Source organism: Micromonospora sp. CPCC 205546 (genome assembly GCF_036902715.1).
GTDB lineage: Bacteria > Actinomycetota > Actinomycetes > Mycobacteriales > Micromonosporaceae > Micromonospora.
The window spans coordinates 70,441-90,856 of the sequence record NZ_JBAKHL010000022.1; the positions used below are offsets into that span (position 1 = coordinate 70,441).

General features: G+C 73.7%; 19 protein-coding genes. 1 reads left to right on the top strand and 18 read right to left on the bottom strand.

Annotation, left to right across the window (positions count from 1 at the left end):
* Positions 1-14: 14 nt before the first annotated feature.
* Positions 15-596, bottom strand: a complete 582-nt coding sequence (gene pyrR / locus V6U77_RS13425) for a bifunctional pyr operon transcriptional regulator/uracil phosphoribosyltransferase PyrR (RefSeq protein WP_334606631.1) — start codon at positions 594-596, stop codon at positions 15-17.
* A gap of 284 nt (positions 597-880) precedes the next feature.
* Here pyrR and bldD point away from each other — a divergent pair, with 284 nt between their 5' ends.
* Positions 881-1,369, top strand: coding sequence for a transcriptional regulator BldD (gene bldD / locus V6U77_RS13430; protein ID WP_013285505.1), 489 nt, complete (start codon positions 881-883; stop codon positions 1,367-1,369).
* A gap of 107 nt (positions 1,370-1,476) precedes the next feature.
* On the opposite strand, the gene nusB is transcribed toward bldD, so the two are convergent.
* The 17 genes from nusB to V6U77_RS13515 all read right to left on the bottom strand — a co-directional run bounded on the left by nusB (position 1,477) and on the right by V6U77_RS13515 (position 20,386).
* Positions 1,477-1,887, bottom strand: coding sequence for a transcription antitermination factor NusB (nusB, locus tag V6U77_RS13435; protein WP_172896683.1), 411 nt, complete (start codon positions 1,885-1,887; stop codon positions 1,477-1,479).
* Positions 1,888-1,910: 23 nt separating this feature from the next.
* Positions 1,911-2,468, bottom strand: coding sequence for an elongation factor P (efp, locus tag V6U77_RS13440; protein WP_210834602.1), 558 nt, complete (start codon positions 2,466-2,468; stop codon positions 1,911-1,913).
* A 724-nt stretch (positions 2,469-3,192) separates the two neighbouring features.
* Positions 3,193-3,624, bottom strand: a complete 432-nt coding sequence (aroQ, locus tag V6U77_RS13445) for a type II 3-dehydroquinate dehydratase (RefSeq protein WP_334606632.1) — start codon at positions 3,622-3,624, stop codon at positions 3,193-3,195.
* On the bottom strand, positions 3,621-4,697 hold the full coding sequence (gene aroB / locus V6U77_RS13450; RefSeq protein WP_334606633.1) for a 3-dehydroquinate synthase: 1,077 nt from the start codon (positions 4,695-4,697) through the stop codon (positions 3,621-3,623). Before aroB ends, aroQ begins: the two co-directional genes overlap by 4 nt.
* Positions 4,698-4,939: 242 nt before the next feature.
* Complete coding sequence (locus tag V6U77_RS13455; RefSeq protein WP_334606634.1) at positions 4,940-5,443, bottom strand: shikimate kinase; 504 nt, start codon at positions 5,441-5,443, stop codon at positions 4,940-4,942.
* A gap of 46 nt (positions 5,444-5,489) precedes the next feature.
* Entirely contained in the window at positions 5,490-6,668 is a 1,179-nt protein-coding gene (gene aroC / locus V6U77_RS13460; protein WP_334606635.1) for a chorismate synthase, read from the bottom strand.
* Between the two features lie 129 nt (positions 6,669-6,797).
* Complete coding sequence (locus V6U77_RS13465) at positions 6,798-7,718, bottom strand: glycosyltransferase family 2 protein (protein WP_334606636.1); 921 nt, start codon at positions 7,716-7,718, stop codon at positions 6,798-6,800.
* A complete protein-coding gene (locus V6U77_RS13470; RefSeq protein WP_334606656.1) occupies positions 7,715-8,329 on the bottom strand; it encodes a glycosyltransferase in 615 nt (204 codons plus the stop codon). Before V6U77_RS13470 ends, V6U77_RS13465 begins: the two co-directional genes overlap by 4 nt.
* Before the next feature lie 74 nt (positions 8,330-8,403).
* Positions 8,404-8,886 (bottom strand): UDP-N-acetylglucosamine--LPS N-acetylglucosamine transferase, encoded by a 483-nt coding sequence (locus V6U77_RS13475; RefSeq protein WP_334606637.1) that lies wholly within the window; start codon positions 8,884-8,886, stop codon positions 8,404-8,406.
* Between the two features lie 226 nt (positions 8,887-9,112).
* Positions 9,113-10,375, bottom strand: coding sequence for a hypothetical protein (locus V6U77_RS13480; protein WP_334606638.1), 1,263 nt, complete (start codon positions 10,373-10,375; stop codon positions 9,113-9,115).
* On the bottom strand, positions 10,372-11,274 hold the full coding sequence (locus V6U77_RS13485) for a sulfotransferase domain-containing protein (RefSeq protein WP_334606639.1): 903 nt from the start codon (positions 11,272-11,274) through the stop codon (positions 10,372-10,374). Before V6U77_RS13485 ends, V6U77_RS13480 begins: the two co-directional genes overlap by 4 nt.
* An 8-nt stretch (positions 11,275-11,282) precedes the next feature.
* Entirely contained in the window at positions 11,283-12,932 is a 1,650-nt protein-coding gene (locus V6U77_RS13490) for a lipopolysaccharide biosynthesis protein (protein WP_334606640.1), read from the bottom strand.
* Positions 12,929-14,278 (bottom strand): O-antigen ligase family protein, encoded by a 1,350-nt coding sequence (locus V6U77_RS13495; protein ID WP_334606641.1) that lies wholly within the window; start codon positions 14,276-14,278, stop codon positions 12,929-12,931. The genes V6U77_RS13490 and V6U77_RS13495 overlap by 4 nt, the downstream gene beginning before the upstream one ends.
* Positions 14,279-14,281: 3 nt before the next feature.
* Positions 14,282-15,901 (bottom strand): lipopolysaccharide biosynthesis protein, encoded by a 1,620-nt coding sequence (locus V6U77_RS13500; protein WP_334606642.1) that lies wholly within the window; start codon positions 15,899-15,901, stop codon positions 14,282-14,284.
* A complete protein-coding gene (locus tag V6U77_RS13505) occupies positions 15,894-16,445 on the bottom strand; it encodes an acyltransferase (RefSeq protein ID WP_334606644.1) in 552 nt (183 codons plus the stop codon). Before V6U77_RS13505 ends, V6U77_RS13500 begins: the two co-directional genes overlap by 8 nt.
* Positions 16,446-16,539: 94 nt before the next feature.
* Positions 16,540-18,468 carry a hypothetical protein gene (locus V6U77_RS13510; RefSeq protein WP_334606645.1) on the bottom strand — a complete coding sequence of 643 codons (1,929 nt, stop codon included), beginning with the start codon at positions 18,466-18,468 and terminating at the stop codon, positions 16,540-16,542.
* A gap of 217 nt (positions 18,469-18,685) precedes the next feature.
* Positions 18,686-20,386: a CBM96 family carbohydrate-binding protein gene (locus V6U77_RS13515; RefSeq protein WP_334606646.1), complete on the bottom strand. Its 1,701-nt coding sequence runs from the start codon at positions 20,384-20,386 to the stop codon at positions 18,686-18,688.
* Between the last annotated feature and the right edge of the window lie 30 nt (positions 20,387-20,416).

The window sequence follows — 20,416 nt, forward strand, 5'->3', positions numbered from 1 at the left end:
TGCAGTCCTCGCGCTCACCGGTTCCCCCCGTACAGCTTGACCTCGTCGACGCCGTCGATCTCGGCGAGGGTGACCTTCACGCTCTCCGCCAGCGAGGTCGGGATGTTCTTGCCGACGTAGTCGGCGCGGATCGGCAGCTCGCGGTGGCCGCGGTCGACCAGCACGGCGAGCTGGACCGACGCCGGCCGCCCGACGTCGTTGAGCGCGTCGAGCGCGGCCCGCACCGTGCGGCCGGAGAAGAGCACGTCGTCGACGAGGACGACCCGCTTGCCGTCGATGCCGCCGGGCGGCACCTGGGTCGGCCCGACCGCGCGGGTGGCGTGCCGGCGCAGGTCGTCGCGGTAGAGGGTGATGTCGAGCACGCCGACCGGGACGGTCACGTCCTCGAAGGTGCTGATCCGGGCGGCGAGCCGCCTCGCGAGCGGGGCGCCCCGGGTGGGGATGCCCAGCAGGACCGTGTTCTCGGCCCCCTGGGTCTTCTCCAGGATCTGGTGGGCGATGCGGTCGACCACGCGCTGGACGTCGGCGCTGGCGAGGATCACCTTCACCGAGGGTTGTCGCGGCGGCGACGACGGGGCAGTCGGTGGGTAGGCCACGGCGGACCTCCTTCCCCGCCTCACGGGACGGGTCGTTAAAGGACGTCGGATGCCGGTAGCGGGACGCGAGCGGCCCGTACCGGGGCTTCACGCCACGTTACCAGTGGTCACCGCCCTGACCGTCGCCGGCCACTGACCCATTGGTCAGCCCGGCGAAATGGGGACAACTCCCCCGGTGATCCCAACGGTAAGGTCACGACCACTTGACCAGTTGTGCCAATCCCCGTACCGTCACGCTCCGTAGCGATCGCTGGGAGAACCCCGAGCAGCACTGGGAGTGTTTAATGCCCTCTGAATACGCCAAGTCTCTGGGCGCCCGCCTGCGCTCCATCCGCCAGCAGCAGGGCCTCTCCCTGCAGGGTGTGGAGGAGAAGTCGAACGGGCGGTGGAAGGCGGTGGTGGTCGGCTCCTACGAGCGCGGCGACCGCGCCGTCACGGTGTCACGCCTGGCGGAGCTGGCCGACTTCTACCGCGTACCCGTCTCGGAGCTGCTGCCCGACGGCAGCGGGGTTCGCCACGAGCCCACCAGCAAGATCGTCCTCGACCTGGAGCGGCTCTACGACGAGGCCTCCGAGGACCTGGCCTACGTCGCCCGGTACGCACGCGCCATCCAACAGCAGCGCGGCGACTACAACGGCCGCGTGCTCTCCATCCGCGCCGACGACCTGCGCGCGCTCGCGATCGTCTACGACGCCTCGCCGTCCGGCCTGATCGAGCGGCTCACCGAGCACGGTGTGCTGGTCGCCGACCCGCGGGCGTTCTTCGCCAGCTGACCGCGACCGGAAGAAGGGGCCCGTGCCGACGGCACGGGCCCCTTCTCGTGATCGTTCGTGTCGCGTCCCCGCCGGTGTGACGCGGCTCGGGTGTGACGTGCGCCGCGTCAGCGGGTGGCGTACTCGGCGATGCGGCCGAGGATGCCGTTGAGGAAGCGCGGCGAGTCGTCGGTCGACATCTGCCGGGCCAGCTCGACGGCCTCGCTGATGGCCACCGCGTCGTCGATCTCGTCGACGTAGAGCAGCTCGTAGACCGCGATGCGGGCGAGGTTGCGGTCGACCGCCGGCATCCGGTCCAGCGTCCACCCCTCGGCGTAGCTGGCGATCACCTCGTCGATCCGGTCGAGGTGGGCGGCGACGCCCTCGACGAGGCTCACCGCGTATCCCAGGTGCTCGGGTCGGGGCTTCTCGATCCGCTCGATGTAGCCGGCGAGCACCTCGACCGGCGGACGATCCCGCAGGTCGGCCTCGAAGAGCACGTCCAGCGCCCGCTTGCGCGCCTTGCGGCGCGCCGGCATCTGCTGCTTGGGACCCTCGGCCATCAGGCGCGGCCGAGGTAACGGCCGTCGCGGGTGTCGACCTTGATCTTCTCGCCGGTGGTGATGAAGAGCGGCACCTGCACGGTCGCGCCGGTCTCGACGGTGGCCGGCTTGTTGCCGCCGGTCGACCGGTCGCCCTGCAGACCCGGCTCGGTGTAGGTGACCTCCAGCACGACGCTGGTCGGCAGCTCGATGTAGAGCGGGACGCTCTCGTGGATGGCCACGGTCGCCTCGGCCTCGGGGAGCAGGTAGTTCGCCGCGTCGCCGACCGTGGCACCCAGCACGTTGATCTGGTCGAACGTCTCCAGGTCCATGAAGACGTAGTCCTCGCCGTCGGCGTAGAGGTACTGCATGGTGCGCTTGTCCACGGTCGCGGTCTCGACCTTGGTGCCCGCGTTGAAGGTCTTGTCGACCACCTTGCCGGACAGCACGTTCTTCAGCGTGGTACGCACGAACGCACCACCCTTACCGGGCTTGACGTGCTGGAACTCCACGACGGCCCAGAGCTCTCCGTCGAGGTTGAGTACCAGGCCGTTCTTCAGGTCGTTGGTGGTGGCCATTTCCTGCCTTGATCATCAATTGGCGGACAGACCTGGCAAGTCTACTAGTTACGTCGAGCGCCGCTGCCCGCCGCTGCCCGCCGCTGCCCGCCGCTGTCCGCGCTGCCCGCCGTCGCCCGCCCCGGCGGTCCGGCGCGCGTCCCGCCGTCCGCCACCCGCCACCCGCCACCGCCTGCGACGCTGCCGCACTCCCTCGGGGGACGCTGCCACTTCCCGCGGCCACCCGCCGCTTCGCCGGGATTTCCCACCAATGCCTCGCCGGAACTCCCACCCGCGCTTCACCGGGATTCCCCACCCCACCCGCGACTGCTCCGCACCACTGTCCCGCCGCCGACGCCCTCGCGGGCGCCCGGATGACACCTCACGCAATGCGGTCACTCTCCGCACGCGCCCGCGCCGCCGGACCGGACGACCCACGCTCACTTTGCTCTGCAGCCACGGACGCACCGGTTACCATGAGTAACCTTTCGGCTCAGGCAGCGATCGACTGCGGAAGGCAGAACCGCAGGTCAAGGCTCTGGTGCGGATGTGGCTGCAGAGCAAAGCGCCCGAGAGGCACGCAGCACCCGGCGCAGCTTCAGTTACTGACAGCAACAGAGGGATGTGTGACCCTGTGTCACGTCACCCACGGATCGCGCCGATCGCGGGGCCGCTCGGCCGCGCCGGAGACGCTGAGCACACCGGCCCTTTCGGATCACGGACGCGCAGAGGCGGGCCCCCGACGTCAGCCGGCCCGGGCGGCCAGATGGTGCAGGGCCAGGCGGTAGCCGTCGACACCGAGGCCACAGATCACCCCGGTCGCCACCGCCGACACCACGGAGTGGCGCCGGAACTCCTCGCGGGCGTGGATGTTGGAGATGTGCACCTCGATCAGCGACCCGCGCAGCATGGCGCAGGCGTCCCGGACCGCGTACGAGTAGTGCGACCAGGCGGCGGGGTTGAGCACCACGGCCGCGCCCTCGTCGGCGGCGGTGTGCAGCCAGCCCAGCAGCTCGTGCTCGGCGTCGGTCTGCCGCACGGTCACCTCGAGGCCGAGTTCCCGCCCGGTCGACTCGCAGAGCGTCACCAGGTCCGCGTAGCTGGTGACGCCGTAGACGTCCGGCTGCCGGGTGCCGAGCCGGCCGAGGTTCGGTCCGTTCAGCACGTAGACCTTCACGCCGCCACCTCCCGGTAGGCCGCCTCCAGCAGCTCGTCGTCCGGGCCCTCCAGGATCGCGGGCCGGGCCAGCCCGTCGAGCACCACGAAACGCAGTTGGCTGCCCCGGGCCTTCTTGTCCACCCGCATCGTGGCCAGCAGCCCCGGCCACGCCTCGGCCGGGTAGCTGGTGGGCAGGCCGAGCGCCGACATCGCCGTGCGGTGCCGCTCGGCGGTGGGGGCGTCCAACCGGCCGGCCAACCGGGCCAACTCACCGGCGTAGACGACGCCGACCGAAACCGCGTGGCCGTGCCGCCAGCGGTAGTCCTCCGCCTTCTCGATCGCGTGGGCCAGGGTGTGGCCGTAGTTGAGCACCTCCCGCACGCCCGACTCCCGCAGGTCGCCCGAGACCACGTCGGACTTCACCCGGATCGCCCGCTCGATCAGCTCCCGCGTCACCGGCCCCGTCGGATCGGTGGCCGCCGCCCGGTCCCGCTCCACCAGGTCGAGGATCGCCGGGTCGGCGATGAAGCCGCACTTGACCACCTCGGCGAGGCCGGCGGCCAGGTCGGCCTGCGGGAGGCTGTCCAGCGTCGCCAGGTCGGCGAGGACGCCGACCGGCGGATGGAACGCCCCGACCAGGTTCTTGCCGACGCCGGTGTTGATCCCGGTCTTGCCACCCACCGCCGCGTCGACCATGCCCAGCAGCGAGGTCGCCACCGGAACCCAGCGCACCCCCCGCAGCCAGCAGGCCGCGACGAAGCCGGCCAAGTCCGTCACGGCGCCGCCGCCGACGCCCACCACCGCGTCGGTACGGGTGAAACCCGCCTCGCCCAGCCGGTCCCAGCAGGTCGCCGCGACGTCGATGCGCTTGCCCGCCTCGGCGTCCGGCACCTCGATGAGCAGCGGTGCGACGCCGACGGCGCGCAGCCGGCCGCCGATCGCGTCGGCCAGTTCCTTCAGCGGGTGCGCGTGCAGCACCGCCACCCGGGTCGCGTCCGGCAGCAGCCCGGGCAGCGCGTCGAGCAGGTCGCGTCCCACCAGCACGTCGTACGGGCGCTCGCCGCCGACCGGGATCCGGGTCACCTCGTCCATCGCGGGCAGCCTAGTCCAGCCGGCCGATGCGAGGTGGGAACTGTCCACTTCGTGGCCGCCGGTTCGAAGCGGGCGGGAAGTGTCCGGATTCGATCGGTGGCCGGGCGGCGGACCGCGTCGGAGAGCGGGCCGCCCGGGTGGGCCACCTCGAGAGCGGGCCGCCCGGGTGGGCCACGTCGAGAGCCGGCCGATGCCGGACGGCACGCGCCGGGCGAGCGGGCCACGGGGCCGCAGCTGGTGGCTCAGCGCTTGAGCTGCGCGGCGATCTCGGCGGCGATCTCGGCCGGGGACCGCCCGTCGGTGACGACCGTGGTGGTGGCCACCTCCGCGTAGAGCGGTCGGCGCTGGTCCAGCAGGTACTTCAGCGTCGCCCGCGGGTTGATCGCCAGCAGCGGGCGGCCCGCGCCGAGCCCGACCCGCTTGACCGCATCGGACAACTCGACGGAGAGGTACACCACCGGGTGCCCGACCAGGGCGGCCCGGTTCTCCTCGGCCAGGACCGCGCCGCCGCCGAGGGCGAGCACGCCGTCGCACGAGGCCAGCGCCGCCGCCACCGCCGCCCGTTCGAGGGTACGGAAGTGGTCCTCACCCTCGTCGATGAAGATCTCGGGGATCGGCTTGCCGGCCAGCCGCACGATGTCGAGGTCGGTGTCGCGAAACCCCGCCCCCAGCAGCTCGGCCAAGGCCAACCCGACGGTGGTCTTGCCGGAGCCGGGCGCCCCGACCAGCACGCAGACCGGCGCCATCAGCGGCACCGCCGGCCGGCCGCCAGCCCCGCCCGCCGCCCCGCGCTCACCGGATCACCAGCGCGTCGAGGTAGCCGGCCAGGTTGCGGCGGATCTCGGCGACGGAGTCGCCGCCGAACTTCTCGGTGGCCGCCTCGGCCAGCACCAGCGCCACCATCGCCTCGGCGACGACGGCCGCGGCGGGTACGGCGCAGACGTCCGAGCGCTGGTTGATCGCGGTGGCGGGCTCGCCGGTGGTGACGTCCACCGTGGCCAGCGCCCGGTTCAGCGACGAGATCGGCTTCATGGCGGCCTTCACCCGGAGCGGCTCGCCGGTGGTGATGCCGCCCTCCAGCCCGCCGGCCCGGTCGGTGACCCGGCGCACACCGGTGGCGGTGGGAATGATCTCGTCGTGCGCCTCGGAGCCACGGGAGCGCGCCTGCTCCCAACCGTCACCGATCTCCACGCCCTTGATGGCCTGGATCGACATCAGGGCGGTGGCGAGCCGGGCGTCGAGCTTGCGGTCCCACTGCACGTGGCTGCCCAGGCCCGGTGGCACCCCGTACGCCAGCACCTCGACCACGCCGCCCAGGGTGTCGGCGGCCTTCTTCGCGGCATCGACCTCGGCGACCATCCGGGCGCTGGCCTCCGGATCGAGGCAGCGCAGCGGGTCGGCGTCGATGCGGGCGGCGTCGGCGGGCGTCGGGCGCAGGCCGGGCTTGGCGGCGACCGGGCCCAACTCCACCACGTGCGAGACGATCTCGACGCCGAGGGCCTGCCGGAGCAGCGCCTTGGCGACCGTGCCGACGGCGACCCGGGCGGCGGTCTCCCGCGCGCTGGCCCGTTCCAGGATCGGCCGGGCGTCGGTGTGGCCGTACTTCTGCATGCCGGCCAGGTCGGCGTGGCCCGGACGCGGGCGGGTGAGCGGCGCGTTGCGGGCCTGACTGGCGAGTTCCTCCGGGTCGACCGGGTCGGCGGCCATGACGGTGCGCCACTTGGGCCACTCGGAGTTGCCGACGCGGATCGCGACCGGGCTGCCGATGCTCACCCCGTGCCGGAGCCCGCCGATGATCTCGACCTCGTCCTGCTCGAACGACATCCGCGCGCCCCGGCCGTAGCCGAGCCGGCGCCGGGCCAGCTCACCGGCGATCTCCCCGGTGGTCACCTCGATGCCGGCGGGTACGCCCTCCAGCATCGCGACGAGGGCGGGACCGTGCGATTCCCCTGCAGTCAACCAGCGCAACACAGCGGTCAGTCTGTCACGCCCGGTGGCCGCCGGCGTGCGGTGCCCGCCGCGTCCCGCCCTGCGGACGCCGCCCGGGGCCGGGACGCGCGGCCGGCGCGCCCGCACGACCGCGCCCACCAACGGGTGAACTCAGATGCCCCGGCCGCGCTTGTGCAGGGTGCGCAGCACCGCGTCGGCGCGGACCATCCGCCCGGCCACCGCGAGCGCCAGGTACGCCCGTGGCTCCCGGGGGTTGCGCCGGATGGTCTGCCGGGCCCAGCGCAGCGCGCCCCGCCGGTCGCCGGACGCGGCGCGGGCGAAGGCGATCTGCCCGGTGACCCGCGCCTCCCCGGCCGGCTGGGTGCCGAACTCGGGGTAGCGCTCCAGCAGCCACTGCAACGCCTCGGAGATGGTGTCCCAGCGCTGCGCGAAGTAGGACCGCTTGTGCCAGCGCACCAGCACGTACGGCGTGCGCAGGTTGACCAGCGGCGCGCTGCGGGCGGCCCGGAGCAGGAACTCGTAGTCCTCGGCGTAGCTGCCCGGGATCTCCTCGTCGACCAGCCCGAACCCGTCGCGTAGCGCGGCGGCCCGGATCAGGAAGGTCGACGGGTGCAGCTCCGTCATCCGGTCGCGCAGCAGGTCGGCCAGGCTGACCGAGTCCTTCGGCAGCACCCGGTCGACGGTGTGCCCGTCGTAGCTGACGCGGATGCCGCAGCTGACGAACTCGGCGGCGGGGTGGGCGGCGAGCGCCTCGACCTGGGCCCGCAGCTTGCCGGGCAGCCACTCGTCGTCGTCGTCGCAGAACGCGACGAGCTCACCGGTGGCGGCGAGGACGCCGCAGTTGCGCGCGCCGGCCAGGCCGGGCGCGCGACCGTTGCGGATCACCCGGACCAGCCGGTCCGGGCGGGACAGCTCGGCCAGCGAGGCGTCGGGCTCGGACTGGTCGTAGACCACCACCACCTCGATCGGGCCGGGGTGGTCCTGGTCGAGGATGGCGCGTACGGCGACCCGCAGCAGCTCCGGGCGGTCCCGGGTGGGCACCACCGCGCTCACGCTCGGGTGTTCGGTCATCGCCGCTCTCCGTTCCGGTCCGGCCGTGCCCATGGCCGCCACCTCGTCCGCTGCCGCCGTCCGGTCGACGCGGCCACCAGGTCCTCCACGATCCGTCCCACCTGCTCGACCGCCGCGCGGCGTGCCTCGGACGCGTCCGGGTCGGCCGCGACGGCGAACCGGGACGGGTCGGCGAGGCCGGCGGTGAGCGCCTCGAACAGCGCCTCCCGGGTCTCGGCCAGCGCCACCATGCCGGCGGCGCCGAGGCGCCGGGCGAACAACTGCTGGTGGTCGTCGACGTGCTCGCCCCGGGTGGGGTCCCGGGGTACGACGATCGGCAGGTGACCGTGGCGGCGGGCCTCCAGGATGGTGGCCGGGCCGCCGTGGCAGACCACGAGGTCGGCCTCGGCCATCGCGCTCTGGAGCTCGTCGTGGCCGAGGAAGGGCACCGAACCGGGCACCGCGGGGGGCCGGGTGTGTCCGTGCTGGACGGTCAGCCCGACCTCCGCGGCGACGGCGGGGTGCCATTCCTCCAGCCAGCCGACCAGGCGGTCGAAGGGGTGCTTGTCGGTGCCGACCGCGACCAGCAGCCGGGCGCGGGCGAGGTCGGCGGACTCGCGCGGTCGGGGCACCCGGTTGGCGGGCGCCGGGCGGGGACGGCCGGGGGCGACCCGGTGCGCGGGGGCGGTTCCGGTGCTCTCGGCGTTCACAGCAGGGTCCCCACGACGGTGGCCTCCGGGTACTGCCGGCGCTGCTCGTCCCACTGCACGAGCATCGCGGAGAGGAACGGGCGGCAGAGCCGGGCGGTCAGGGTCGGGGTGTCGATGCGGTCGTACACCTCGATGTAGACGGTCGGCACGCGCCGGAGCCGGGCCAGCACCACGAACGGGACAGCCACCCCGGCGCCGGTGGTCACCACGGCGGCGACCCGGCGCGAGCGCAGCACCCGCCAGGCGAGGACGGCGTTGCGCAGCAGGTTCGGCACGTTGCGGGTGGTCGGGTGGTGCGCCGGGACGAGTTCCTCGCCGGCCAGCAGCGAGAGCGCCTCGGGTGTGTCGAAGGTGACCCAGCACCGCCGCCAGCGTTCGTACCACGGGCGCAGGGCGAGCAGTTGGGCCAGGTGGCCGCCGCTGGAGCCCACCAGGAGCAGGATCCCGGGCTCGCCGGCACCCTCTGTTGTCGTTTCCACGCGACTCCCCACAAGTTCGCTTGGACGTTCGGTGGTCGCCACGCGACAGCAGATCACACGTCCCCAGCCTGGTGAAATAGGGCGACCGGGCGACAAGTCGATCTCCGCGGGTGGCGGATCGGGCATGTCGTGCCGACCATCGACATCGACAATCGTCACGACCTGGAGTTTTCTCGTCACGGTGCGGAGCCGGCGGTGAGCCGCCGGCTCCGGCGTTTTCGGCGGATCAACCGCTTTGTCGTTTCTCGACGACGTCCAGCAGGGCGGGATGCAGCGCGGCGTTCCAGCCGGCGCCGGCGTCGGCGAGCCGCCAGGTGCGCAGCCACATCTCCAGCAGGTAGGCGTCGGCCACCAGCCGCCGGGCGGCGGGGGCGAGCCCGAGGTCGTCGCCGTGGCGGTCGAGCTGGGCGTCGACGGCCCGCGCCGCCGCCGCGGCCGGCTCGCCCCGCAGCACCAGCGCCCGCTGGAACGCGTCGTGCACAAGGTCGAAGCCGAGCGGCACGTCCGGGCCGCTGTGCTCCCAGTCCCAGGCGACGAGGTGCCCGTCGTGCACGCCGAGGTTCCAGGGCACCCAGTCGCCGTGCCAGTGCCCGAACTCGACGGCCGTGTCGCCGTGCCGGTCGGCAAGGGCCGCCACGGCGGCGACCGCCCGGGCCCCGTCCGGCGTGTCGGCGGCGGCGCGGGCGGCCTCGGCGGCGAGCCGGCGGGCGAACGACGACCCGGCCAGCGGACGCGGCGGTGCCGGCGGGCGGCCCCGGCGGGCCACCGCGAGCAGCGCCGCCAGCCGCGGCGGGTCGTCGACCGGCACCCCCCGCACGGCCGGCGGCAGCGGCTCGACCAGGGCGACGACCCGACCCGCCTCGGTCGACTCGGCGAGCAGCCGGGGCGCCGCTGGGTGATCGGGCACGCCGGTCACCGCCGGCAGCTCGCGCAGCGCCGCCGCCTCGGCGGTCACCAGCGCCCGGGTGGCCCCGTTCCAGCCGATCTTCGCGTAGCCCAGGGCCCGGCCGTCCGCGCCGAACAGCTGCAGGGTGGGCTTGTGGTTCGGGTCGGGCGGGCGGACCCCGCAGGCCGCGTGGACCGACGGCACACCGAGCGCGGCGCCCAGCCGCCCGGCCAGCAGCGCCTCCTCGGGCGCGACCCGGTCGGGCAGCGACACCGTCAGCCGGGGGAACGGCGCCAGGTCCACCGCGCCGACCCGCGCCAGCACGCCGAGCGCGGCCCGCACCGCCCGCACCTTCGGCGGGCGCAGCGCGTTGTACGCCAGCAGCGAGGCGGCCGTGGCCCGGGGCGCGCCCAGCGGCAGCAGGAACCGGGCCCGGGCGAGCGACGGGACGACCGCGTACCGGGCGACGGCGCGGTGCCCCGGTGGCGGCGGAGCACCGACGGTCAGGGCGATCCGCTCGTCGCCGAACACGGCCCGGGTGACCCAGCCCAGCCCGTCGGTGCGCGACCGGGGATCGGTGGCGATCGTGACCCGCGCCGTCACGGGGCGCGGTCCGGCCAGTCGAGCGCCAGCCCCAGCCGCTGCCGCAAGGCGTCGTTGTACGGGCGGTAGTACTCGGTCAGCTCGGCGCGCACGGCCGGCTCGAGCGGCGCCGAGCGGCGGTCGTTGTAGACCTTGAAGTCGGGCAGGTCGTGCGGGGGCAGCCCGAGGAAGTCCAGCGTCCGGCGGTAGGTCGACCGGGCGTCGCGGTAGAGGTCCTCGCTGGGCAGGAAGAGGATCTGCTCCCGGTCGAAGCGCTCCAGCCAGGGCTCCAGGTGCTCCAGGTAGCGCCCCCGGGCCCGGTAGGTGTACCAGTCGTACGGCTCGCTGAAGTACTCCGGCTCGGCGATCAGCCGTTCCCGCTCCCCCGCCGTACGCTCCTGCTCGGCGGCCAGCGCGGCGGCGAAGTCGAGCGGCTCGATGCCGTGCGTGCGCCGCTCCTTCCAGTGCGAGTACGCCCGCTCCACCGGGTCGCGCAGCAGCACGATCAGCCGCACCGACGGCATCAGCGCGGCGACCCGCTGCGCCGCCAGGGGGTGGAACATGTACAGCGGGGCCGCCTCGCCCACGCGCACCGGCCCGCCGTGCCGCTTCTCCAGCGCCTCCCGGTGACGCCGGGTCGGGAAGTGCGAGCGGTACCAGGCCTCGCCGCGCCCCCAGTGCTCCTCGAAGTAGTGCGAGGACTTGGTGTTCCACGCCGGGAAGAGCCGGGGCACCAGCGGATGCTGGATGAGGTAGTTCCACAGCGAGGTGGTGCCGCCCCGCTTGGTGCCGATGATGAGGAAGTCCGGCAGCGGCCGCCGGTCGCTGGTCCGTACCCCGTAGTCGACGAGCGACTCCCGCACCCGCTCCGTCACCTGGGTCGGTACGAGCTGCTTCACCCGGTCTCGGATGGACGGCACGACGAACCTCACCTGCCCTTCGATTCCTCCGGGACGGGCCCGGTGGCGGCCGGGGCCGCCTCCTGCCGCCCACGGACCTGCACCATGGTCACCCGGATGCGGTGCCGCACCCGGGGCAACGTCAACAAGCCGACGCAGCCGGCGGCCAGCACGCCCAGGGCCACGGCCAGGCCGCCGATCCCCCGGCCGCCGGCCAGCACCCCGATCCCCGCCGCGGCCCCGACCCCGGTCACGGTGGCCGCTCCGGCCCGCAGCATCGCCGCGTCGACCAGCGGCTGGCCGACCACGACCCGGGCGCACCCGACCGCCGTGAGATTCTCGGTGGCGATGCCGAGCGCCCAGGCCAGCGCCGCTCCGGTGGCACCGTGCGCCGGGATCAGCCACAGGCCGAGGGAGACCGTGACCAGCAGCCCGGCCAGCGTGGCGGCCAGGTGCAACCCGCTGCGCCCGCCCATCAGCAGCAGGCTCTGCACGTTGCCGACCCCGGTGTTGATCAGCATGGCCAACGCGAGCACGGTCATCGCGGGGACGCCGGCGGTGAACTCCGGCCCGAAGAGCTGGAGGAAGGCCAGCCCGAAGACGGCGAGCAGCAGGTAGACCGGCCACGAGAGCACCAGTCCCCAGGTGGTCAGTTGCCGGTGCACCGCCGCCGCCGCGGCCCGGTCCCCGCGCCCCAACAGGCGGGACAGTTGCGGCGACACCGCCACCCGCAGCCCCTGCATGGCCAACTGCCCGGCGAGGATGTAACGCCCGACGGCGCCGAACACACCGGCGTCGGCCGGCCCCGCGAGCACCGACGTGAGCAGCACGCCCACCCACATGTTGCCGGCGTCGATGGCGGCCGACGCGGCCCGGGGCAGCGCGAAGCGCCAGAACGCAGCCCAGTCCCCTCGCTGCGGTCGCAGCGCCGCTCCCCGGCCGACGCCGAGCGGGCCGGCCACCAGCGTCAGGCAGGCCAGCAGGGCCAGCGCCGCCGGCACGAGCCAGCCGCTCATGCCGGCCAGCAGGCCCCCGCCGGCCACGGCCGCCGCGCCGACGAGCACGGGCCGGGCCACCGGGAGCAGGAAGAACTGCACCCCGACGTACGCCCGGATCGGGCGTACGCAGCGCAGCGCGGCGAGCAGCAGCGTCATCGCCACCACCACCGGCACCGCGGCGAAACTGACCGTCAGCAGGGCCGTGGCGTCGACGCCGGAGCCGCCGAGCAGGCGCGGGGCGAGCGCGTCGGCGGCGAGCACCCCGCCCGCGGCGACGGCGACGGCGACCAGCAGCGGCGGGAGCAGCGCCACCGGCAGCATCCGGGCGGCGTCGCCCCGCGCGCCGAGGCGCCGGCGCGGCAGCGCCCACATCAGCCCCGTCTCCGCGCCGAGGGTGCACACGGCGGTGGCGACGGTGACCACCCCGATCGCGGCGAAGAACGCCCCGGAGCCGACCGTGCCGTAGCCGCGGGTGATGACGACCGCGAGCAGGAAGCCGAAGAGCCCGCTGGTGGCCGCACCGATGAGCCCGGCGACGCCGCTGCGGACGCTGCGCCGCGTCTCCGTGTCGGCGGCGCCGGCCGGCGAACCGCCCGCCCCGTCGGGTGCGCCGGCGTGGGCCTGCCCGTCCGGTGTGCGGGCCGGGCGGGGACCGGACGGCGGGCGGGTGGCGGCGGTCATACGGGCACCGCTTCCGGGCGCACGGGGCGGGGGCGTGGAAGGCGCGCGGAGGTCTCCCGTTCGGTGAGCGCCATCGCGAAGGCGACCGCGAAGAAGGCGACCGCGAGATTCTGGTTGGCCATGCCGTAGAAGGGGATCTGCACCAGGCAGACCACCGGCACCACGGCCAGCCACTGCCCGGCGGCGGACGTGGCGCGGGCGCAGATCAGCGCGGCGGCCACGAACCAGGCGAGGAAGCACAGCAGCGCCGGGACGCCGTGGCTGAACAGCACCATCCACAGCTGTCCCTGGGTGCCGATCGGCGCCTGGGCGCTGACGGTGTCGACGTTCACCGGCGCGCCGTAGCCGAGCCAGGGCGACTCCCGTACCCGTCGGATCACCTCGACGTAGAGGGAGAGCCGGTCGGTGTTGGTGTCGCTGGACTCGACCCGGTTGCCGATCAGCTGGGTGACCGGGATGAACAGGGTGGTGAGGCCCCCGGTGACCACCACTGCGACGATCGACGCGGCCACCCGGACGTTGCCACGCAGGGCGGCCCGCACGCCGAGCACCGCCAGCCCGACGCCGAGGCTGAGGAACATCGCCCGGTTGAGCGTGAGGAAGGCCGGGACCAGCGACAGCGGCAGCGACGCCAGCAGCGCCCAGCGCAGCACGCCGCGCCGGCGAAGCATGGTGAAGGCGACCACGCAGGGCAGCGTCATGGCGTACGCGCTGCCGTAGTTGTTGGTGTACGCGAACGGCGCGGCCGGCCGGTAGATCGGGTTCAGCGACCGGGCGCTGTATTCCGCGGTGGTGAGGTGGACCATGTCCTGGATGAACGGGGTGTTGGCCACGCCGCCGGGAAGCAGCACCTCCACCGGGGTGGTCAGCGCGAACCGGGGGGCCAGCACGCCCAGCCAGCCGAGCGCGACGAGCGCGAACCAGAAGGCGCACAGCGGTACGAGCACCGCGGCCTGGTCGGGGCGTTCCCGGGCGACCGCGTAGACGTAGACGCCGACCACGAGCGCGGTGAGGTAGAAGGCGAGCCGCAGGGCGAACGTCAGCACCGAGGCCGGCGTCTGCAGCTGGGTGGCGCTGACCACCACGACGGCCAGGAACAGCAGCCAGATCCCGGCCGCCGGGGGCAGCGGGATCCGTCCCCGGATGACCAGCAGCGCGAACAGCAGCGCCCCGAGCAGGGGCCACCCGAGGTAGAAGGCGCCGGCCGCCCACCACACCGGCACCATGCCGAACATCAACACCAGCGGCCAGAGCGGCAACCGCGGCGGGGTCGGCGGCGGCAGCGACACGACGCCGCCCGGGCCGCCGGCCGGCTCGGTCGTCGCCGGGGCGCGGGTGACCGGCACGGATCAGCCCCGGCCGCTGCTGGTCAACACGAAGCCGAGCGGGGTGACCCCGGCGGCGCGCAGCCGCTCCACGAGCCGGCGCAGGTCGCCCTGCCGGGTGCGGTCCTGCTCGACCACGACGACCGCCGTGCCCTGCCGGGCGACGGCGACCCCACGCTCGTCGGACTCGGCCGGCGGGGCGTTGAACAACACCAGGCTGTGGTCGGCGCCCTGCCGCCAGGTGCCGAACCGGACGCTGCCCGCGCCCACGGAGACCGGGTCGGTGCTCGGCACCTTGCTCGCGGCGCCGGTCACCGTCGAGGTGACCCGGGGCAGGGTGAGCGTGGCGTCCGGGTCGGTGGACGGGCGGGCGCCGACCGGGTGCGGCGACGGGCGACGGGCGGCGGGCGGTTCCGCCGGGGCACCGCTCTTGCCGTCCGTCGCCGACCCGCCCGGCCGGGGCTTCGGAACGACCGGGCGCGACGGGTCGGCGGTGGCGGGCAGCCGCTCCCGGTCGGCGAGCACGGTCGTGCGCAGCCGGTCGGCACGCCCGCTGTCGTCGGCGACGAAGACCTCCCGGCCGACGGCCGCCAGCGCCACCGCCAGGCCGGCGGTGATGGCCGTGGGGTCCTCCTCCCGGGAGGTCAGCAGCGACACCCGCGCCGGCTGGCGCACCCGCTCCGCGATGGCCATGGCCACGTACCGGATGTCGGCGTCGACCGCCTCCTTGCGGCCGCGCCACCGGCGGCTGCGGACCGTGCCGAGCAGCGGCAGCCCGGTGGCGTCCCGGCCGTCGTCGACCGACCGGATCCGCCGGTCCATCGACTCCCAGGCGTACGCGAGCACCACGCCGAGCAGCGTCCCGCCGAGCAGGCCGGCGAGCACGTAGAGCGGGCCGTTGCCGGCGGAGGAGGCCAGGGCCCGCTCGGCGGTCTGGGTGACCCAGCCGGGGTTGACGTCGACGGCGGCGATCTCGGTCCGTGCGGCGTTGAGCTGGGTGAGCTGGTTGTTGATGCCGGTGAGCTCGGTCACCGCGGCGTCGACGGTGCCCTCCCGGGCGTTGTTGACCCGCTTCTGCAGGGCGGCCTGCTGGGCGGCGACCTTGGCGATGCTCTCGTCGTACGAGCGCAGCATCTCCTCGCGCTGCTTCTCGTACATCGCCCGGCGCACGTCCAGGTAGGCCCGGGCGGCGAGGTTGACGCCCTCGACGGCCTGCTCGGCGGTGGGGGCCTGGTAGACGAAGCGCAGGATCTGCCCGCCGGTGGGCACCTCGACCTCGAGGGCGTCGCGCACCTCGCGCGGATCCAGCCCGCCCGAGTCGGCGAGCCGCTGCACCACGTCGGTGCCCGTGGCGATGCCGCTCTCCACGTTCATGTTCACCGCCCGGTCGGCGGCGGCCCCGCTGGGCGTGAACGCGTCGGTGACGACGGGACGGACCGCCACGACCGCGCTGGCGGTCACGGCACCGGGGACGAGCACCACGTAGCCGAGCGCGGCGAGCAGGCCGACCGCGGCGACGGCTCCGACCAGCCGGATGCGGTGCAGCGGTACGCGCAGCAGATCGGTCAGCGTGACGGTGCGGCCCGGTGTGCCGCCCCCGGCGGGGACGTCCGTGGGCCAGGAACCGGGGGAAGCGTCAGTCATGGAACTTCTTCACCGTCTGTTGTGGATTTCCGGCGACCACGACCCGCGGCGGCACGTCCGTACGGACCACCGTGGCGGCGCCCACGACACTGTCCCGGCCGATCCGCACGCCCTTCATCACCAGGGCGTGCGCCCCGATCCACACGTTGTCCTCGATCGTGATCGGGGCGCGGGTGGCCGGGACGGGCGGGTCGTGCCGCTGCTCGGGAGGCAGGTTGTGGAAGTCGTTGTCCAGCAGCTCGCAGTCCGAGAGCAGGCAACGGTCGCCGATCGTGACCGACGTCCAGGTGCCGATCCAGGTGGCGTTCAACAGGCAGTCGGCGCCGACCCGCACCTCGCCGGGCCCGGCGAAGCGGACCAGCTTGTTGATCCTGGTGCGGTCGCCGATGCTGACCCGTACGCCCCGGCGCAGCCGGATCCGGCCGCGGATCTCCACGCCCCGACCCAACGTCAGCCGGGGATAGCGCAGCGTGTACCAGCCGCGCTTGACCGCGAAGACGGCCCGCACCGCGAGGCCCCTGCGGTTGCCACCCGCGCCGACCAACGACCCTCCCCACGTGGTGCGGGCCGGCGACGGCTGATCCGTCGCCGGCCCAACGTGAACAATCTACCGATGTTCCGTTACGAACAGTCGACCGTCACTGCACGGAGAAGAAGGTCGACGGCGTCGACCACGTCACACCGGCGGTCGCGGGGACCACCGTCGCCGCCGTTCCGTCCACCGCCGGGGCGGCCGTCGGGTCGAACGGCACGCTGCGCAGCGTTCCGTCGGTGGCACCGTACACGATCCGGCCGGCCACCCAGGCCATGCCCCGCACGGCCGACCAGGTCACCCCGGTGGTGGGCAGCGCGAACTCGGTGGCGCCGAGGTAGTTGCCGTCGATCTCGAAGTAGCGGTAGTAGAGGCCGCTGGCGCCCGTACGGGTGTAGTAGAGACGACCGTCGAGGTAGAAGGCGCCGGTCATCAGCGCCGGGTTGAACCAGTCGTTGTAGCCGGACGCCTCCCACGGGGCGCCGATCGCGCCGCCGTTGAACAGCGAGATGTCGATCCGGCTGCCCGTGGGGGTGCCGGCGACGCTGTGCGACCAGTAGATCCGGTCGGCCACCCGCCAGGTCGCGCCGGCCGCCGTGTAGTTGGGCTGGCTGACCGTGGTCGGGGTGCCCAGGCTGGTGCCGTCGAACGGCACCTTGGCCAGCTCGCCCGCGGCGGTGCCGACGTAGAGGTTGCCGGTGGCGGCGGTCGGGGCGTTCTTCGGGGTGATGGTGCGCCCGCCGGTCAGCGGGAACATCCCGAGCCGGCCGTGGTACTCGTTGCCCATGCCGTCGGAGTTGTGGCCGAAGTAGAGGCCGTCGCTGCCGCGCCAGAGCACCGGCACCGACGAGCCCCAGGTGCTGGTGCCGGGCGGCATCGACGCGCTGCCGCTGCGGCGGGGGTTCCAGTTGACCGGCATCCCGGTGGCCGGGGTGACGGCGGCGATGCCGAGCCGGTCGATCGCGCCCTTGCCGGCGGTGTCGCTGGCGTTCGGGTTGTTCAGCCAGCGGAAGTGCCCGCCCAGGTAGATGACGTTGTCGGCGACCTCGACGGAGGTGATGGTGTCGTTGCCGGTGTAGTCGACCCAGGTGCCGAGCTGCCCGGCGCCGCGGGCCGCGGTCTCGAAGCGCACCAGCGCGTCGCAGTATGCGGCCGGCCAGCCCGCGCCGCCGTTGGTGCCGACGACGAACCAGCTGCCGTCGGCGCCGAACTTGACGTCCTGCACGTAGTGCACGAAGGTCGCCGGCGCCGCGCAGGGTGCCACGAACTTCTCCGTGCTCCAGTCGAGCACCGTCGGGGTGCCCGAGAGGTCGACCAACGCCATCTGGTTGCGCGGCAGGTCGTTGACGAACATGAAGTTGCCGCCGACGGCCAGGGTGCCGCCGTCCGGGGAGACGTCGAGCGTCCACACGTACGAGGTGGTCTGGTGGCGCCCGACGGTGGCGTTGACGTTGAACGTCGGGTCGATGGCGCCGGTCGTGGCGTTGAGCCGGCCGAGGCCGGCGTGGGCGGTGCCGTTGAGCCAGTTGAACGCGCCGGCCACGTAGAGCCAGTTGCCGTGCAGCGCCAGGTCACGCACCGTGCCGCCGTCGGAGCGGCCGACCCAGCTGTCGACGATCGCGCCCGTGCCGGGGTTGAGCGCCACCAGGTTCTTGCGGGGGACGCCGTTGACGTTCTTGAAGGTGCCGCCGACGATCAGCGTGCCGCCGGGCCCGGCGACCAGCGTGTTGACCGCGCCGTCCAGCACCGGCAGGAAGCTGGTCGAGATCGTGCCGGTCGCCCGGTCGTACGCGAAGAGGTAGCGCTGGGTGGTCCACGCCGCGCTGGCGGTCTGCCGGATCTGGGTGAAGCTGCCGCCGACGAACACGGTGGAGCCGACCTGCGCGAAGGCGCGGGTCTCGCCGTCCCTGGCGTGCGGTGTGGCGTCGGCCGGGTTGGCCGAGACCAGGGTCGCCGGTTCGGGAGCCGGCACCACGGCGGCGGATGTCCCGGAGGGGACGGCCAGCACGGCGGCGGCGGTCACGAGTGCGATCACCGCCGCCCGGGTGCGGAGTCCGGCGGATCGCCGAGAGAGCGGGATTTCGGGCACGCTACGCCTCCATGTCGGGAGAGAACCCGCGTAGCGTGCCTGGTCGACCGTGGGTGGCGATATCCACCGATTGGGCGGTCACTGCATCAGCAACATGACACCGCACACAGCATGTCGGATGTCCGACTCGTCAATGACGGCGTCAGATTGTGAACGTGGTGTGTCAGCGGGCGCCCCCGGTGGGCTGACGCAGATAGCTGTCCCGCCCGGCCCGGGCGAACCCTGCCACCGACGAGGCGTCGTGGTTCATGGTCATGTCGCAGGTGCTCGACCGGCGGGTCATCCCCGGCGAGTTGAAGTAGATGGCCGCCTTGATCTTCGGGTGCGCCTTCAGCGCCGCCGGGAACTCCTCGAACCAGCGCCGCTTGGCGTCCGGGTCGGCCGCGTCGAAGTTGGTGCCGAACTCCGCGAGCATCCGCGGCTTGCCGACCCCGAGACGATTGTCGTCCAGCCACCGGTAGAAGCCGCCGACGGTGGTGGCCGGGCTCTTCCAGACCTTGCTGCCGTTGCAGACGTGGAAGTTGTACGGGTCGTAGCCCACCCAGTCGACGTACCGGTCGCCGGGATAGAGACCGGCGTACCGGTCGTGGTGACCCGACCAGCCCATCATCGTCCACACCCACACCGCGTTGTCGGCGCCCGCCGCGGCGAACCGGTCGTGCACGTGCCGCCAGGCGCGGACGAAGTCGGCGTCACTGCCCTTGGCCGGCTCGTCCTCCGGCTCGTGGTCGAAGCCCATGAACACCGGCACGCCGGTGTCGCGGATCCGGCCGGCGACCGCGTCGATGGTGGCGTCGTACCGGCCGCTGTAGACGTCCTGCCAGGTCAGCACGGTGCCAGAGGAGAAGATCCGCGACTCCCAGGCGAAGAACATCAGCCGTCCCTCGCGCATCTGCTGCCGCTGGTAGGCGTCGGGGAAGGCGCCGTTGCTGCCGGCGTTCGAGAAGTCGTGGTAGCGGTGCACGACGTCGAACTTCCGCCCGACCTGCGCCTCCACCTTCGCGACCGCGGCGCCGTGGTCCCACCCGTCGCCGGCGCTGGACGGGGAGTACATCCCCCACCAGGCCCCGCAGGAGGGCACCAGCCGGCTCGACACCGCGCCGCACCGGTCCGTACCGGTCGAGGCGCTCGCCGACGGGCTCGGGGTGGGGCGGGTGGGGCTCACGCTGGGCGTCGGCCTCGGCGTGGGGCTCGGCGCGACCGTCCGGCTCGGCGACGGCGCCGCGCTGGTCACCACCGGGGTGGGCCGGGTGCCGACGTCGTAGGTGATCTCCAGTCGCGGGCGCAGGTCGGGATTGCGGTTCTCCGTCGACGCCCAGTAGATCCGGCTCTCCAGACCCGTCTGCGCCAGCGACACCGTCCAGGTGCCGTTGCCCTTCACCAGGGCCGAGACGTCCCACTCGTTGAAGCCCTTCGCCACACCCGAGACGGTGTCCAGCACCGCCCCCGGCAGCGCCGGCGTCGGCCGTGCCGCGCGGGCGTCCACGGCGCTGGAGTGCGCGGTCACCGTCGCCGGGAACTCCTGCCACGCGTGCACCCGCAGCGTGGCCCGCACGTCCACGGCCGTCGCCGGCAGGGTGGTCACGGCGAACTGGACGATCGCCTCCCGGCCGCCCCGGGGGTTGCCGTCGCAGCGGACCGCGCAGGTCGCCAGCGTCGTCTTCGCCCCGTTGTCCCCGTCCTGCGCGACCATGGTCGCCGTCGTGTCCGCGATCGCCGGGATCGACAGGTCGTCGGCGGCCAGCAGCGGCATGGTGGTGGCCACGATGCCGGCCACCACCGTGGCGCCGGCCACGCCGAGGACGACGGCCTTGCGTCGGGGGCCGGGGTGCCGGGTGAGGCGGTGCAGTCCGTGCCGAGCCAAGGTGAACTCCCTGTGTGTCGGGCGGTGACG